This is a genomic window from Ramlibacter tataouinensis TTB310, from assembly GCF_000215705.1.
GTDB classification, from domain to species: domain Bacteria; phylum Pseudomonadota; class Gammaproteobacteria; order Burkholderiales; family Burkholderiaceae_C; genus Ramlibacter; species Ramlibacter tataouinensis.
Genome location: NC_015677.1, coordinates 2,659,895 through 2,675,570 on the forward strand (window position 1 = coordinate 2,659,895; position 15,676 = coordinate 2,675,570).

Genomic DNA, 15,676 nt, shown 5'->3' on the forward strand with positions numbered 1-15,676 from the left:
CGCCTGCGGGCCCAGGAGACTCCCCCCACATGAATTCCAAGGACAACGCCGCCATCAGCCAGCTGCTGGGTCTGCTGGAAGCGCGCTATGCGCTGCGCGTGCTGTGGGCGTTGCGCGATGGCCATGCCCAGACCTTCCGCCTGCTGCAGGACAGCGTGGGAGGCATCACCCCGAACACGCTCAACACCCGCATCAAGCAGCTGCGCGAGGCCGGGCTGGTGAGCCACGGCAGCGACGGCTACAGCCTCACCCCTGTCGGCGCCGACCTGATCAAGCGCATGAGCGACCTGCAGGCGTTCGCGGCCAAGTGGGCGATGAGCAGCGCCCGGAAAAAATAAGCCGACCTCCACCATGACACCGACCGACCTGCTGCTTCCCGCCACCGCCTTGCCGTCCGACGCCGGCCAGGCCCTGCTGATCGGCCGCGTCTGGCTGCCTGGCCAGGGGCCGGTGCTGGTGCAGGTGCGGCCCGACGGGGTGTACGACCTGTCGGCGCTGGCGCCCACCTGCAGCCAGCTGCTGGAGCTGCCCGACGCGGCGGCCGCCGTGCGCGCCGCCCGGCCCGTCAGGCTGGCCGACACCGCGGCCGTGCTGGCCAACAGCGAGGCGGGACGGCGCGATCCGGCGCAGCCCGGGCTGCTGGCCCCCTGCGACCTGCAGGCCATCAAGGCCGCGGGCGTGACCTTCGTGGCCTCCATGCTGGAGCGCGTCATCGAGGAACAGGCCCGCGGCGACGCCAGCCGCGCCGAGTCGGTGCGCCGCGCGGTCACGGCCGTCATCGGCGAGGACCTGAGCGCCGTGCGCCCGGGCTCGCCGGAGGCGGCGCGCCTGAAGGAAGCGCTGATCGCCCAGGGTGCCTGGTCGCAGTACCTGGAGGTGGGCATCGGGCCGGACGCGGAGATCTTCACCAAAGCGCAACCGATGAGCGCCGTGGGCACGGGCGCCGACATCGGCCTGCACCCGGCCAGCCGCTGGAACAACCCCGAGCCCGAGGTGGTGCTGGCGGTCAACAGCCGCGGCGAGACGGTGGGCGCGGCGCTGGGCAACGACGTCAACCTGCGCGACATCGAGGGCCGCAGCGCGCTGCTGCTGGGCAAGGCCAAGGACAACAACGGCAGCTGCGCCATCGGCCCCTTCATCCGCCTGTTCGACGGGCATTTCGGCATCGACGACGTGCGGCGCTGCGAACTCACGATGGAGGTGCGCGGCGAACACGGCTTCGTGATGCGGGGCAGCAGCTCGCTGGCCCGCATCAGCCGCGATCCGCTGGCCCTGGTGGAGCAGGCGATGGGCCCGCCGGCGGCGCGCACCCACCAGTACCCGGATGGTTTCATGCTGTTCCTGGGCACCATGTTCGCGCCCACCCAGGACCGCCATGGCCCGGGCCAGGGCTTCACGCACGAGGTCGGCGACGTGGTGGCCATCGCCACGCCGCGGCTGGGTACACTGGGCAATCGTGTCGACACCAGCGACCGCATCGCGCCGTGGAGCTATGGCACGGCCGCATTGATGCGGGACCTGGCGCGCCGGGGCTTGCTGCCCTGAGACGCGCTCGCCGGCAAAAAATGCTGCTCGCGCTGGCGCCGGCAGCTCCTCCATTCACAGCAAAGGAAGTCCATGATCACCACCCCCTCCGGCCTGCAATACGAAGACAGCACCGTGGGCCAGGGCGCCGAGGCGCGCGCCGGCCAGCATGTGCACGTGCACTACACCGGCTGGCTGTTCAACAACGGCCAGCAGGGTGCGAAGTTCGACTCCAGCGTGGACCGCAACGACCCGTTCGCCTTCTCGCTGGGCGCCGGCATGGTGATCAAGGGCTGGGACGAGGGCGTGGCCGGCATGAAGGTAGGCGGCAAGCGCACGCTCATCATCCCGCCCCAGCTGGGCTATGGCGCGCGCGGCGCCGGCGGCGTGATCCCGCCGAACGCGACGCTGAAGTTCGACGTCGAGCTGCTCGACGCGCACTGATCGGGGCTCAGCCCCGTCGCACGCGGTCATCCCGATCGCGAAGCGCATGCAGGGACGGCATGCGGCGGAATAACGGTTGAGCTGCAGCGGCAGGCTCGTCTTTTTCGGATCGGGCCCATTTCCCTGCCTTGAAAAGGGCTTCCCAGCCCCAAGGTGCTGCGCAGCCCGTTTTGCCTCAACCACTTACCATGTCCGAGAACCGAACCGAACCCTCGTTCGACCCGTCCTGGCCCGAAGAAAAGGCAGAGCTGCCGGGCACGCCTGTCGACGCCAGTCCCGAAGAGAAAGAGGCGGCCCAGGCCGCCAACGAAGCGGAGGCCGCGCAGCTGCAGTCCGAGCTGGCGGCGCTGCAGGCCAAGAACACCGAACTGAACGAGCAGTACCTGCGGGCCCAGGCCGAGATGCAGAACATCCGCCGGCGCGCCGACGAAGAGATATCCAAGGCGCGCAAGTTCGCCGTGGACAGCTTCGCCGAGAGCCTGCTGCCGGTGGCCGACAGCCTGGAAGCGGGCCTGGCCATCAAGGAGGCCACGCCCCAGCAGATCCGTGAAGGCGCCGAGGCGACGCTGCGCCAGCTCAAGAGCGCGCTGGAGCGCAACAAGGTGCTGGAGATCAGCCCCGCGGCCGGCGCCAAGTTCGACCCGCACCAGCACCAGGCGATCTCCGTGGTGCCGGCCCTCGGCCAGGAAGCCAACACCGTGGTGAGCGTGCTGCAAAAGGGCTATTCGATCGCCGAGCGCGTGCTGCGGCCCGCCCTGGTGACGGTGGCCGCACCGCAGTGACCGCGTGCGCCTTGAAACGGCAGCCGTTATCCACAAGTTAGCGCCAAGCTTTGAATCGGCCCACGCAGGCCAGCAGACATAGGAGAACCACATGGGAAAGATCATCGGCATCGACCTCGGCACGACCAACTCGTGCGTCGCCGTGATGGAGGGCAACACCCCCAAAGTCATCGAGAACAGCGAGGGCGCGCGCACCACGCCGTCCATCGTCGCCTACCAGGAGGACGGCGAGATCCTGGTCGGCGCCTCGGCCAAGCGCCAGGCGGTCACCAATCCGCGCAACACCCTGTATGCGGTCAAGCGCCTGATCGGCCGCAAGTTCGAGGAGAAGGAAGTCCAGAAGGACATCCACCTCATGCCCTACACCATCACCCGCGCCGACAACGGCGACGCCTGGGTGGAGGTGCGCGGCAAGAAGCTGGCCCCGCCGCAGGTCAGCGCCGAAGTGCTGCGCAAGATGAAGAAGACCGCCGAGGATTACCTGGGCGAGCCCGTCACCGAAGCCGTGATCACGGTGCCGGCCTACTTCAACGACGCCCAGCGCCAGGCCACCAAGGACGCCGGCCGCATCGCCGGCCTGGAGGTCAAGCGCATCATCAACGAGCCCACCGCGGCGGCCCTGGCCTTCGGCCTGGACAAGCAGGAAAAGGGCGACCGCAAGATCGCCGTCTATGACCTGGGCGGCGGCACCTTCGACATCTCGATCATCGAGATCGCCGACGTCGAGGGCGAGAAGCAGTTCGAGGTGCTGTCCACCAACGGCGACACCTTCCTGGGCGGCGAGGACTTCGACCAGCGCATCATCGACTACATCATCGGCGAGTTCAAGAAGGAGCAAGGCGTCGACCTGTCCAAGGACGTGCTGGCCCTGCAGCGCCTGAAGGAAGCCGCCGAAAAGGCCAAGATCGAGCTGTCCAACAGCTCGCAGACCGACATCAACCTGCCGTACATCACGGCCGATGCCACCGGTCCCAAGCACCTGAACATCAAGCTCACCCGCGCCAAGCTGGAGAGCCTGGTCGACGAGCTGATCGAGCGCACCATCGCCCCCTGCCGGACCGCCATCAAGGACGCGGGCGTGAGCGTGGGCGAGATCCACGACGTGATCCTGGTGGGCGGCATGACCCGCATGCCCAAGGTGCAGGAGAAGGTCAAGGAGTTCTTCGGCAAGGAGCCGCGCAAGGACGTCAACCCCGATGAAGCCGTCGCCGTGGGCGCGGCCATCCAGGGCCAGGTGCTGGGCGGCGACCGCAAGGACGTGCTGCTGCTGGACGTCACCCCGCTGTCGCTGGGCATCGAGACCCTGGGCGGCGTGATGACCAAGATGATCGCCAAGAACACCACCATCCCGACCAAGTTCGCCCAGACCTTCTCCACCGCCGACGACAACCAGCCGGCCGTGACCATCAAGGTGTTCCAGGGCGAGCGTGAGATCGCCAGCGGCAACAAGCTGCTGGGCGAGTTCAACCTGGAAGGCATCCCGCCGGCCCCGCGCGGCCTGCCCCAGATCGAGGTGAGCTTCGACATCGACGCCAACGGCATCCTGCACGTGGGCGCCCGAGACAAGGGCACGGGCAAGGAGAACAAGATCACCATCAAGGCGAACTCGGGCCTGTCGGAGGACGAGATCCAGAAGATGGTGAAGGACGCCGAGCTCAACGCCACCGAGGACAAGAAGAAGCTGGAGCTGGTGCAGGCGCGCAACCAGGGCGAGGCCCTGATGCACAGCGTGCGCAAGAGCCTGGGCGAGTACGGCGACAAGCTGGAGGCCGGCGAGAAGGAGAAGATCGAGGCGGCGCTCAAGGACGTCGAGCAGGCGCTCAAGGGCGAGGACAAGGCGCAGATCGACGAGAAGACCAACGCCCTGATGACGGCCAGCCAGAAGCTGGGCGAGAAGATGTACGCCGACATGCAGGCCGCCCAGGCGGCGCAGGCGGCGGGCGCCGGCGCCGGCCCCGAAGCGGCGGGCGGGCCGTCGGCGGCGTCCTCCGCACGGCAGGACGACGACAACGTCGTCGACGCCGAAGTGAAGGAAGTCAAGAAAGGCTGACCGCGCAGGCGATGCGCCGCACCAGACCGCCGCGTTCGACGCTACCCTCAGGGGGAGACGTCAACGCGGCGTTTTGACTGAGCAACTGGACTATTGATGGCCACGAAACGCGATTACTACGACGTGCTGGGCGTGCCCAAGAACGCATCCGAGGACGAGATCAAGAAGGCTTATCGCAAGCTGGCGATGAAGTACCACCCCGACCGCAACCAGGGTGACGCCGCCAAGGACGCAGAGGTCAAGTTCAAGGAGGCCAAGGAAGCCTACGAGATGCTGTCGGACGGCGACAAGCGCTCCGCCTACGACCAGTACGGCCATGCCGGCGTGGACCCCAACATGCGCGGCGGCGGCGGCCCGGGCCAGGAAGGCTTCGGCGGCTTCGCCGAGGCGTTCGGCGACATCTTCGGCGACATCTTCGGCCAGCAGCGCGGCGGCGCCCGCGGCGGGCGCCAGGTGTTTCGCGGCAGCGACCTGTCCTATGCGATGGAGATCACCCTGGAGGAGGCCGCCAGCGGCAAGGAAGCGCAGATCCGCATCCCGACCTGGGAGTCGTGCGACGTGTGCCACGGCAGCGGGGCGCGGCCGGGCACCCAGGCCAAGACCTGCGGCTCGTGCAACGGCGCGGGCGTGATGCAAATGCGCCAGGGCTTCTTCTCCGTGCAGCAGACCTGCCCGCAATGCCGCGGGGCCGGACGCATCATCCCCGAGCCCTGCCCCAACTGCAGCGGGCAGGGCAAGGTCAAGAAGCAGAAGACGCTGGAGGTGAAGATCCCGGCCGGCATCGACGACGGCATGCGCATCCGCAGCGCCGGCAACGGCGAGCCGGGCCACAACGGCGGCCCGCCGGGCGACCTGTACATCGAGATCCGTCTCAAGAAGCACGAGATCTTCGAGCGGGACGGGGACGACCTGCACTGCGTGGTGCCGATCAGCATCACCCGGGCGGCGCTGGGCGGCGAGATCGAGGTGCCGACCCTGGCCGGCAAGGCCGCGATCGACATCCCCGAGGGCACGCAGAACGGCAAGCAGTTCCGGCTGCGCGGCAAAGGGATCAAGGGCGTGCGTTCCAGCTACCCCGGCGACCTTTACTGCCACATCAGCGTGGAGGTGCCGGTCAAGCTGTCCGAGCACCAGCGCAAGCTGCTCAAGGAGCTGGACGAGTCGCTCAAGAAGGGCGGCCCCAGGCATTCGCCCGGCGAGGAGAGCTGGTCGGACAAACTTCGCGGATTTTTCAGCACCTAGCGAAGCGGCGTCGCGTTTAGGTTGAACGCCCGGACTTCCTGCGGCCCAACCGGGGCTGCAGGCTTGTCCCCTCCGGTGCGGCCGGTAACAATGCGGGCAGGAGAGAGAGCATGCTGCGCAACCCCTCGCTCAAACTGTTCCGTTCGACCGGTTACGAGTCCATCCTGGCGCCGGGCGAGACGCGGATGGCCCTGCACCCGGGATGGATGATCCTGGCCGTCAGTGCCTGGGTCGGGTTCGCCTGCAACGTGGCGCTCTGGCGCGCCCTGGCCACCGGCACCGGCCTGTCCTGGGCCATGGCGACCGGCACCCTGGTGGCGGCCGCCGTCGGCACCTTCCTCAGCCTGTTCGGCTGGCGCCGCACCCTCAAGCCCGTCGCCTCGCTGATGGTGCTGCTGGCCGCCACGCTGGCCTGCGGCATCTGGACCCAGTCGCTGCCGGTCAACGGGCAGCTCATGGGCAAGGGCGCGAGCGCCCTGTTGCCCGAGTGGACATCTCTGCTGAGCTGGCAGGCGCCCACCCTGCTGGTGGTGCTGGCGCTGCTGCCGTTGCTGTGGGTATGGCAGAAGCAGCTGCGCCGGCTGCCGGGTCCGACCCAGCTGGCGGCCAACATCACGGGCATGGTCACCGGCGCCTGCGTGCTGGCCGGCATAGCCTTCCTGCTGGCCGTCCGGCCCCTCTGACCGCCCACGGCGATCAGAACAGCCTGCCTTGCCCGTGCAAGGCAGGCGGCTGGAACCGGGTGGTGTCGAAGCCGGGGCGTTCGCGGTTGAACCCCAGGCGGTCCGCCGCGCGGCGGAAACGCTGGCCGATCAGCTCGGCCCACGGGCCCCTGCCCTTCATGCGCGAGGCGAAATCGCTGTCGTAGTCCTTGCCGCCGCGCATGTCGTGGATGCGCGCCATCACCCGCGCCGCCCGCTGCGGGTAATGCAGCTCCAGCCACTGGCGGAACAGCGGGCTGACCTCCCAGGGCAGGCGCAGCACGTGATAGAACGCGCTGCGCGCGCCGGCCTCCCAGGCCGCTTCCAGCACCTGCTCCATGTCTTCGTTGAGGAAGGGAATCTGAGGCGCCAGGCTCACCCCGCAGGGCACGCCGTGTTCGGCCAGGGTGCGCAGGATCCGCAGCCGCCGATGCGGGGCGGCGGCGCGCGGCTCGAGCCGGCGGGCCAGCTGCGGGTCCAGCGTGGTGATCGTGACGTACACGGCGGCCAGGCGGCGCTGCGCCATCGGGACGATCAGGTCCAGGTCGCGTTCCACGCCGCTGGACTTGGTCACCAGGGAGAACGGGTGCGAGGTCTCGTGCATCAGCTCGATGACGGCGCGCGTGAGCCGCAGCTCGCGCTCGACCGGCTGGTAGCAGTCGGTAGCCGTGCCGATGGCCACCATCTCCGGGCGGTAGGCCTTGCGGCCCAGCTCCGACCGCAGCACCGGGGCGATATTGCGCTTGGCGATGATCCTGGTTTCGAAGTCCAGGCCGGGAGACAGGTTGAGGTAGCTGTGCGTGGGCCGTGCGTAGCAGTAGATGCAGCCGTGCTCGCAGCCCCGGTAGGGATTGATGCCCCGGTCGAAGTACACGTCGGGTGAATCGTTCGTGGTGAGGACGCTGCGTGCGTCTTCCCAGATCACTTCGGTGGGAGGCGGTCCCCCGTCCTGCGCTTCCAGCGTGCCCCAGCCGTCATCGAAGGCCTGGCGCCGGTCGCGCTCGAAGCGGTGGGCCAGGCGGGTGGCAGCGCCGCGGCCGCGCACGGCTTCGAGGGGGACATGGACTTCCGTCATCTGTATGAATATACAGTAAGACGAGAAAGTGGCGGGTTAGGACATCCGCCTAAGCACGGCGGGCGTATCACATAACCTGAACAGCTCCAGGAGTGGTGTGATGGCTGGTTACGGAGGATCCATGTCGAAAAGTCCCGCCCGCATCCTCATCGTCGATGATTCGGATGACAACCTTTACCTCATGAGTGCGCTGCTGGCGGACAGCTACGAGGTGGTGACGGCCTCCGGTGGCCTCCAGGCACTGCAAATCGCCCGCTCGGCGCAGCCGCCCGACCTCATATTGCTGGACATCCTGATGCCCGACATGGACGGCTACGAGGTGCTGCGCCGCCTCAAGGCCGACCCGTGCAGCGCGGGCATCCCCGTGATCTTCCTGACGGCGCTGACCAGCGTCCCGCAGGAGCAGCTCGGCCTGGACCTGGGCGCGGTGGACTACATCACCAAGCCGATCAGCCCGCCGGTCCTGCTGGCCCGCACCAAGTCGCACCTGGAGCGCAGCGTCAACGCGCGGCAGCTCGAAGCGCTGTCGGCCCAGCTGGGCCGCTACCTGGCGCCGCAGGTGGTGCAGTCGCTGCTGGATGGTTCCCAGCAGGCCGAGATCCGGGCCCAGCGCAAGAAGCTCACGGTGTTCTTTTCGGACATCAAGGACTTCACCGTCGCCACCGCCCGCTGGGAGCCGGAGGACGTGCGCTTCATGCTCAACAGCTACTTCTCCGAGATGTCCAAGGTGGTGGACGAGTACGGCGGCACGCTGGACAAGTTCATCGGCGACGCGATGATGGTCTTCTTCGGCGACCCGCACAGCCGGGGGCCGAAAGAGGACGCGTTGCAATGCGTGCGGATGGCGCTGGCCATGCAGCGCCGCATGGATCGGCTGTGCCGCCAATGGCAGGCCATGGGCAACCGCAAGGCTTTCCAGATCCGCTGCGGCATCAACACCGGTTACTGCGACGTCGGCAACTTCGGCAGCGACCGCCGCATGGACTACACCATCATCGGGCCCGAGGTGAACCTGGCGGCCCGGCTGGAAAAGGCCGCGGCGCCCGGCAGCGTGCTGATCTCGCACTCGACCTGGCAGCTGGTGAGCGGCGCCATCGAGGCGCTGGAGCAGCCGCCCATCGCGGCCAAGGGCTTCGCCCAGCCGGTGCGTGCCCATGCCGTGCTGGGCGAGGCCCAGGCGTTCTTCGCGCCCACACAGCCCGGCGCGCTGGACATGGAGGTGCCTATGAACGCCAACTGGTTCGCCCCCACCGATCTGGGCGAACTGCGCCCGGGCGGCGTGCGCAGCGACCGGCTCCAGTGAACCCCTACACGTTCTGCTGAATTTTCAGAAATTACTGAAGTTGCAATAGGGATTGGCATAATGCAGCCATGTCGCTGCAAGACCGCCTTCCTCCCCTCAGCCGCGAGTTCGTGGCCCATTTCGGCGAGATGGGCAGCCGCTGGGGCATCAACCGCACGGTCGGCCAGATCTATGCGCTGATCTTCATCTCGCCGCGGCCGCTGAACGCCGACGAGATCGCCGAGACGCTGGAGTTCTCGCGCTCCAATGTGAGCATGGGCCTGAAGGAGCTGCAGTCCTGGCGCTTGGTGCGGCTCAAGCACCTGCCGGGCGACCGCCGCGAGTACTTCGAGGCGCCCTCGGACGTGTGGGAGATCTTCCGCGTGCTGGCCGAGGAACGCCGGCGCCGTGAAATCGAACCCACCCTGTCGATGCTGCGCATGGCGCTGCTGAGCGAGCCGGCCAGCGAAGCCGACCGGCACGCCCAGCAGCGCATGCGCCAGATGCACGAGCTGATCGAGCGGCTGACCACCTGGTTCGACGACGTGCAGAAACTGGCGCCCGAGACCGCCCTGCAGCTGATGGGCATGGGCGCCACCGTGACCAAGGTCCTGGAGTTCAAGGACCGCATGACGGGGCGTGGCCCCGGCAAAACCAAGGAGAACTGACCCATGGACGCCCTGCTGCTGTCGCGCATCCAGTTCGCGGCGAACATCAGCTTCCACATCCTGTTTCCCACCATCAACATCGCCCTGTGCTGGTTCCTGGTGTACTTCCGGCTGCGGCACAGCGGCGCGACCAGCGCCGCCGACAAGCAGGCGTGGGAAGAGTCGTACTACCTGTGGACCAAGGTGTTCGCGCTCAGCTTCGCGCTGGGCGTGGTGTCAGGCATCACCATGAGCTTCCAGTTCGGCACCAACTGGCCGGGCTACATGGAAAGGGCCGGCAACATCGCCGGGCCGCTGCTGGGTTACGAGGTGCTCACGGCCTTCTTCCTGGAAGCCACCTTCCTGGGGATCATGCTGTTCGGCCGCGGCCGGGTGTCGGACCGGGTGCACCTGTTCGCCACGCTGATGGTGGCCCTGGGCACCACCTTGTCGGCCTTCTGGATCCTGAGCCTGAACTCCTGGATGCAGACGCCGGCCGGCTACAAGGTCATCGACGGCGTGATGCACGCCGAGAGCTGGTGGGCCATCGTCTTCAACCCCTCCTTCCCCTACCGGCTCACGCACAAGCTGCTGGCCTCGACCTTGACCGCGGCCTTCCTGATCGCCGGCCTGTCGGCCTGGCAGATCCTGCGCAAGACCGACAACGCCGGCACCCACAAGGCCTTGCGTGCCGGCGTGATCGCGGCGGCCGTGGCCATCCCGCTGCAGATGCTGGCCGGCGACATGCACGGGCTGAACACGCTGGAGCACCAGCCGGCCAAGATCGCAGCGATCGAGGGCCTGTGGGAAACCGAGAAGAGCGCCGGCCTGACGCTGTTCGGCCTGCCCAACGAGAAGGAAGGCGTCACGCATTACGCCGTCAAGATCCCCAAGCTCGCCAGCCTGATCCTGGCGCACGACATCAACGCCGAGCTCAAGGGGCTGGACCAGTTCCCCGGCGAGCACCCGCCAGTGGCACCGGTGTTCTGGAGCTTCCGCGTGATGGTGGGGATGGGCGTGCTGATGCTAGGGGTGTCCTGGTGGGCGGCCTTCACCCTGTGGCGGCGGCGCCGGCAGGCGCGGCGGGAACAGCCCGCCGAGCAGGGTCGGCCCTCGGCGCCCGTCAAGACGGTGCCCTTCTCGCGCTGGCAGCTGCGCCTGCTGGCCGGCATGACCTTCTCCGGCTGGGTGGCCACGCTGGCCGGCTGGTACGTCACCGAGATCGGCCGACAGCCCTACATCGTCTACGGCCTGCTGCGCACCGCGGACGTGGTCGCGCCGCATGCGCCCGGCATGGTGCTGGCCACCCTGATCGGCTACCTGGCGGTGTACGCCTTCCTGCTGGTGGCCTATATCCTGGTCCTGATGTACATGGCCCAGCACCCGGCCATGCCCACGCCGGAGGCGCCGCAGGCGCCCAAGGCTGCCGAGCCCGTCGGCGGCCCGGCCTGACACGCGAGGAGCATCCGAGATGGAGATGAACTGGACCACCTTCCTGCCCCTGGTCTTCATGGCGGTGATGGGCCTGTCGCTGTTGGCCTACGTGGTGCTGGACGGCTACGACCTGGGCGTGGGCATCCTGCTGCCTTTCGCCACCGACGACGAGAAGGACGTCATGGTCTCCAGCATCGGCCCGTTCTGGGACGCCAACGAGACCTGGCTGGTGCTGGGCATCGGCGTGCTGCTGGTGGCCTTCCCCAAGGCGCACGGGCTGGTGCTGACGGCGCTGTACCTGCCGGTGGCCGTGATGCTGATCGGCCTGATCCTGCGCGGCGTCTCCTTCGATTTCCGGGTCAAGGCCCGGGCCGCGCGCAAGGGCATGTGGAACGCCTTCTTCGCCCTGGGCTCGCTGATGGCGGCCATGGCCCAGGGCTGGATGCTGGGCGCCTGGCTCACCGGCTTCGACACCGGCCGCTGGTCGCTGCTGTTCGCCGCCGGCATCGCCCTGACCCTGCCCACGGCCTACGCCATGCTGGGCGCGGGCTGGCTGATCATGAAGACCGGGGACGAGCTGCAACGAAAGGCGGTGGCGTGGGCCCGCAAGGTGCTCTGGCCCATGGGCGTGGCGCTGGTGGGCATCTCGCTGGCCACGCCGCTGGTGAGCAGCACGGTGTTCGACAAGTGGTTCGCCATGCCGCAGTTCCTGGGCCTGCTGCCTATACCCGTGGCCTGCGCAGCGGCCTTCTTCGCCGCTTTCCACGTGATCGGCAAACCCCAGGTGGTGGCGGCCGGCTACGGCTGGGTGGTGTTCGCCAGCACGGTGCTGATCTTCGTCCTGGCCTTCCTGGGCCTGGCGTACAGCATCTACCCCTACATCGTGATCGACAAGCTCACCGTGTGGCAGGCGGCCAGCGCGCACGAGTCGCTGGTGGTGATCTTCGTCGGCGTTGCCGTCACGCTGCCGGCCATCATCGCCTACACCATCTTCATGTACCGGGTGTTCTGGGGTCGCGCCACGCCGCTGAGTTACATGGGGCCGGCGCAGAAAACGCCGCTGGTGGGTGGCAAGGAGTACTAGCAGGCCCGCCGCCCTCAACTGGCGTTGCCTGGCATCAAAGGCGGCCAGCACAGGTACCGCCGCGCAGGGCGCCAGGCGCTCCCCGCCAGGGGCTCATACTGTGTCGGTGCGTGCTGGCGCACGCACTTCGCTGCGCTGTACCGGGCCTGGGCTTGCACCGCATAACTCACTACGCGCCTTGAAGGGCGCTCCGTTCAGACAGATGCGGTGGGCATGAGGACGAAGCACGCCGCACTGGCGGCGTGCACAAGCCCAGGCCCAGTCCATCGCAGCCGCCCCAGAAATCGCCCCCGCCGGGGAGCGCCTGGCGCCCAGAGACCAGGTTGGCGCGCTGCGGTTTTGAGAAGTAACGCCTCAGCGCGGCAGGCGGTGCCCGGCCGGGGCGATTTCTGGGGCGGCGGGACGGCTCTTCGGCCTGGGGCTGCGCGCCGCCGGTGCGGCGCGCCTCGTGATCTGACTCGCGGCATCTGTCTGAACGCAGCGCCCTTCGGGGCGCGCAGTGAGTTATGCCGCGGCCCCAGGCCGAAGAGAACGGCCCGCGAAGTCCGTGCGCCAGCACGGACCGCCACAGTATGAGCCCCGGCCGGGCACCGCCTGCCGCGCCGCGCGGACCTATGCCTTGCCTACTGCGCTAGAAAAAGAGGAAGCAGGTCAGAGCAAACGCGCCTTCGTCTCTCGGTACTCGCGCGCCAGCCGGGCCACCAGCTCGGCGGTGCTGGTCACCCCCGTCACGGCGCCTATGCCCTGGCCGCAGCCCCAGATGTCCTTCCAGGCCTTGGACTTGCTGCCCTCGCCGCCGCCGAAGTTCATCTTGGTCGGATCGCTCTCGGGCAGGTTGTCCGGGTCCAGGCCGGCCGCGCGGATGGACGGCTTGAGGTAGTTGCCGTGCACGCCGGTGAACAGGTTGGAGTAGACGATGTCGTCGCTGCTGCCGTCGACGATGGCCTGCTTGTAGGCGTCCGAGGCGCGGGCCTCGTGCGTGGCGATGAAGGCCGAGCCTATGTAGGCGAAATCGGCGCCCATGGCCTGCGCCGCCAGCACCGCGCCGCCGGTGGCGATGGCGCCGGACAGCGCCACCGGTCCGTCGAACCACTGGCGGATCTCTTGGACCAGGGCGAACGGGCTCTTGACGCCCGCGTGGCCCCCGGCGCCGGCCGCCACCGCGACCAGCCCGTCGGCGCCCTTCTCGATCGCCTTGCGCGCGAACGTGTTGTTGATGATGTCGTGCAGCACCACGCCGCCGTAGCCGTGGATCGCGTCGTTCACGTCGGTGCGCGCGCCCAGGCTGGTGATGATCACCGGCACTTTCCACTTCACCGCCATCTCCATGTCGTGCTCGAGCCGGTCATTGCTCTTGTGCACGATCTGGTTGATGGCGAACGGAGCCGCGGGCCGCTCCGGGTGGGCGCGGTCGTGGGCCGCCAGCGCCTCCGTGATCTCGTGCAGCCACTCGTCCAGCTGCGAGGCCGGCCGCGCGTTGAGCGCCGGCATGGCGCCGACGATGCCAGCCTTGCACTGCTCGATCACCAGCTTGGGGTTGCTGATGATGAACAGCGGCGAGCCGATGATGGGCAGCGGCAGGTTCTGCAGCGTCGCGGGCAGCTTGGACATGGTGGTCCTCAAAACGCTTCCAGCGCCATCGCCGTCACGCTGTCGGCGCCTTCGACGATGCTGTCGCGGATGCCGGGCGCCTTGGCCAGGATGTGGTCGGCGTAGAAGCGGGCGGTCGCCACCTTGGCCTTCATGAAGTCCAAGTCCTCGCCCTGCCCGGCCAGCTGCTCGGCCGCCAGCAGCGAGCGCGCCAGCTGCCAGCCGGCCACCAGGTTGCCGGCCAGCATCAGGTAGGGCACCGAACCGGCGAACACCGCGTTGGGCGCGGCCTTGGTCTGGCCGGCCACGAAGTCCACCACGTCCAGGAAGGCCCGACGCGCGGCCGCCAGGCGCTTGTGCACCGCCTTGGCGGCCACGCTGCCCTGCCGGGCCAGCTCGCCTTCGGTCTTCTCGATCTGCGCAGCGATGGCGCGTGCAGTCTGGCCACCGTCGCGCGCGGTCTTGCGGCCCACCAGGTCGTTGGCCTGGATCGCGGTCGTGCCTTCGTAGATGGTCAGGATCTTGGCGTCGCGGTAGTACTGCGCGGCGCCGGTCTCCTCGATGAAACCCATGCCGCCGTGCACCTGCACGCCCAGCGAGGTGACTTCCAGGCTCATCTCGGTGCTGTAGCCCTTGACCAGGGGCACCATGAACTCGTAGAAGGCCTGGTTCTGTTTGCGCACCTCGCCGTCGGGGTGGTGGTGGGCCGCGTCGTAGGCGGCCGCCGCCACCGCCGCCATGGCGCGGCAGCCCTCGGTGTAGGCGCGCATGGTCATCAGCATGCGCTTGACGTCGGGGTGGTGGATGATGGGCGCGCTGCCGGCCAGGGAGCCGTCCACCGGCCGCGACTGCACCCGCTCGCGCGCATAGGCCACGGCCTTCTGGTAGGCCCGCTCGGCCACCGCGATGCCCTGCACGCCCACCGCGTAGCGGGCCGCGTTCATCATGATGAACATGTACTCCAGGCCGCGGTTCTCCTGGCCCACCAGGTAGCCGACAGCGCCGCCCTTGTCGCCGTACTGCAGGACCGCCGTCGGCGAGGCCTTGATGCCCAGCTTGTGCTCGATGCTCACGCAATGCACGTCGTTGCGCGCGCCCAGCGAGCCGTCCTTGTCCACCATGAACTTGGGCACCACGAACAGGCTGATGCCCTTGACGCCCTCGGGCGCGCCCTGCACCCGCGCCAGCACCAGGTGGACGATGTTGTCCGCCATGTCGTGCTCGCCGTAGGTGATGTAGATCTTGGTGCCGAAGATTCTGTAGGCGCCGTCCGGCCGGGGCTCGGCGCGGGTGCGCACCAGCGCCAGGTCGCTGCCGGCCTGCGGCTCGGTCAGGTTCATGGTGCCGGTCCACTCGCCGCTGACCAGCCTGTGCAGGTAGGTGGCCTTGAGCTCGTCCGAGCCGGCCGTCAGCAGCGCCTCGATCGCGCCGTCGGTCAGCAGCGGGCACAGCGCGAAGCTGAGGTTGGCCGAGTTCAGCATCTCGCCGCAGGCCGCGCCTATGGTCTTGGGCAGGCCCTGGCCGCCGAACTCGGTGGGATGCTGCAGCCCCTGCCAGCCGCCCTCGGCGTACTGGCGGTAAGCCTCCCTGAAGCCGGGCGTGGTGAGGACCTCGCCACCGCGTAGGCGCGAGGGCTGCTGGTCGCCGGTCCAGTTCAAGGGCGCGACCACCTCCTCGTTGAACCTGGCGCACTCCTCCAGCACGGCCTGGGCCGTGTCGAAGCCCGCTTCCTCGAAGCCGGGGATCCTGGCGATCTGGTCGATGCCCGCCAGGTGACGGATGTCGAACAGCATGTCTTTGACGGGAGCTCGATAGGTCATG

14 protein-coding genes are annotated in these 15,676 nt (G+C 68.3%); 11 read left to right on the forward strand and 3 right to left on the reverse strand.

All coding sequences use genetic code 11. The features are described from left to right. Window positions 1–29: 29 nt before the first annotated feature. The 7 genes from RTA_RS12815 (at window position 30) to RTA_RS12845 (ending at window position 6,725) form a co-directional block, all read left to right on the forward strand. Window positions 30–338 carry a winged helix-turn-helix transcriptional regulator gene (locus tag RTA_RS12815; protein ID WP_013901834.1) on the forward strand — a complete coding sequence of 103 codons (309 nt, stop codon included), beginning with the start codon at window positions 30–32 and terminating at the stop codon, window positions 336–338. A gap of 13 nt (window positions 339–351) precedes the next feature. After that, complete coding sequence (locus RTA_RS12820) at window positions 352–1,545, forward strand: fumarylacetoacetate hydrolase family protein (protein ID WP_013901835.1); 1,194 nt, start codon at window positions 352–354, stop codon at window positions 1,543–1,545. Window positions 1,546–1,617: 72 nt separating this feature from the next. Further along, window positions 1,618–1,968, forward strand: coding sequence for an FKBP-type peptidyl-prolyl cis-trans isomerase (locus RTA_RS12825; protein WP_013901836.1), 351 nt, complete (start codon window positions 1,618–1,620; stop codon window positions 1,966–1,968). Between the two features lie 188 nt (window positions 1,969–2,156). After that, on the forward strand, window positions 2,157–2,750 hold the full coding sequence (gene grpE, locus RTA_RS12830) for a nucleotide exchange factor GrpE (RefSeq protein WP_013901837.1): 594 nt from the start codon (window positions 2,157–2,159) through the stop codon (window positions 2,748–2,750). Between the two features lie 91 nt (window positions 2,751–2,841). After that, window positions 2,842–4,800 (forward strand): molecular chaperone DnaK, encoded by a 1,959-nt coding sequence (dnaK, locus tag RTA_RS12835; protein ID WP_013901838.1) that lies wholly within the window; start codon window positions 2,842–2,844, stop codon window positions 4,798–4,800. A gap of 96 nt (window positions 4,801–4,896) precedes the next feature. After that, window positions 4,897–6,042: a molecular chaperone DnaJ gene (gene dnaJ / locus RTA_RS12840; protein WP_041676396.1), complete on the forward strand. Its 1,146-nt coding sequence runs from the start codon at window positions 4,897–4,899 to the stop codon at window positions 6,040–6,042. Between the two features lie 110 nt (window positions 6,043–6,152). Then, entirely contained in the window at window positions 6,153–6,725 is a 573-nt protein-coding gene (locus RTA_RS12845; RefSeq protein ID WP_013901840.1) for a phosphoethanolamine transferase domain-containing protein, read from the forward strand. 13 nt (window positions 6,726–6,738) lie between these two features. Here RTA_RS12845 and RTA_RS12850 read toward each other — a convergent pair whose 3' ends face one another. Further along, window positions 6,739–7,818 (reverse strand): PA0069 family radical SAM protein, encoded by a 1,080-nt coding sequence (locus RTA_RS12850; RefSeq protein ID WP_013901841.1) that lies wholly within the window; start codon window positions 7,816–7,818, stop codon window positions 6,739–6,741. A 121-nt stretch (window positions 7,819–7,939) separates the two neighbouring features. On the opposite strand from RTA_RS12850, the gene RTA_RS12855 reads away from it, so the two are divergent. From RTA_RS12855 to RTA_RS12870, 4 genes are all read left to right on the forward strand, one after another. Beyond that, window positions 7,940–9,121 carry an adenylate/guanylate cyclase domain-containing protein gene (locus RTA_RS12855; RefSeq protein WP_013901842.1) on the forward strand — a complete coding sequence of 394 codons (1,182 nt, stop codon included), beginning with the start codon at window positions 7,940–7,942 and terminating at the stop codon, window positions 9,119–9,121. A gap of 68 nt (window positions 9,122–9,189) precedes the next feature. After that, window positions 9,190–9,768, forward strand: a complete 579-nt coding sequence (locus tag RTA_RS12860; protein WP_013901843.1) for a GbsR/MarR family transcriptional regulator — start codon at window positions 9,190–9,192, stop codon at window positions 9,766–9,768. Window positions 9,769–9,771: 3 nt separating this feature from the next. Further along, window positions 9,772–11,199 (forward strand): cytochrome ubiquinol oxidase subunit I, encoded by a 1,428-nt coding sequence (locus RTA_RS12865; RefSeq protein ID WP_013901844.1) that lies wholly within the window; start codon window positions 9,772–9,774, stop codon window positions 11,197–11,199. A 25-nt stretch (window positions 11,200–11,224) separates the two neighbouring features. Beyond that, entirely contained in the window at window positions 11,225–12,265 is a 1,041-nt protein-coding gene (locus RTA_RS12870; protein ID WP_438865672.1) for a cytochrome d ubiquinol oxidase subunit II, read from the forward strand. A gap of 651 nt (window positions 12,266–12,916) precedes the next feature. Here the strand turns inward: RTA_RS12870 and RTA_RS12875 are convergent. Both RTA_RS12875 and RTA_RS12880 read right to left on the reverse strand, forming a co-directional pair. Next, window positions 12,917–13,876 carry an NAD(P)H-dependent flavin oxidoreductase gene (locus RTA_RS12875; RefSeq protein ID WP_013901846.1) on the reverse strand — a complete coding sequence of 320 codons (960 nt, stop codon included), beginning with the start codon at window positions 13,874–13,876 and terminating at the stop codon, window positions 12,917–12,919. 8 nt (window positions 13,877–13,884) lie between these two features. Continuing rightward, window positions 13,885–15,675, reverse strand: coding sequence for an acyl-CoA dehydrogenase (locus tag RTA_RS12880; protein WP_013901847.1), 1,791 nt, complete (start codon window positions 15,673–15,675; stop codon window positions 13,885–13,887). Window position 15,676: the final 1 nt, after the last annotated feature.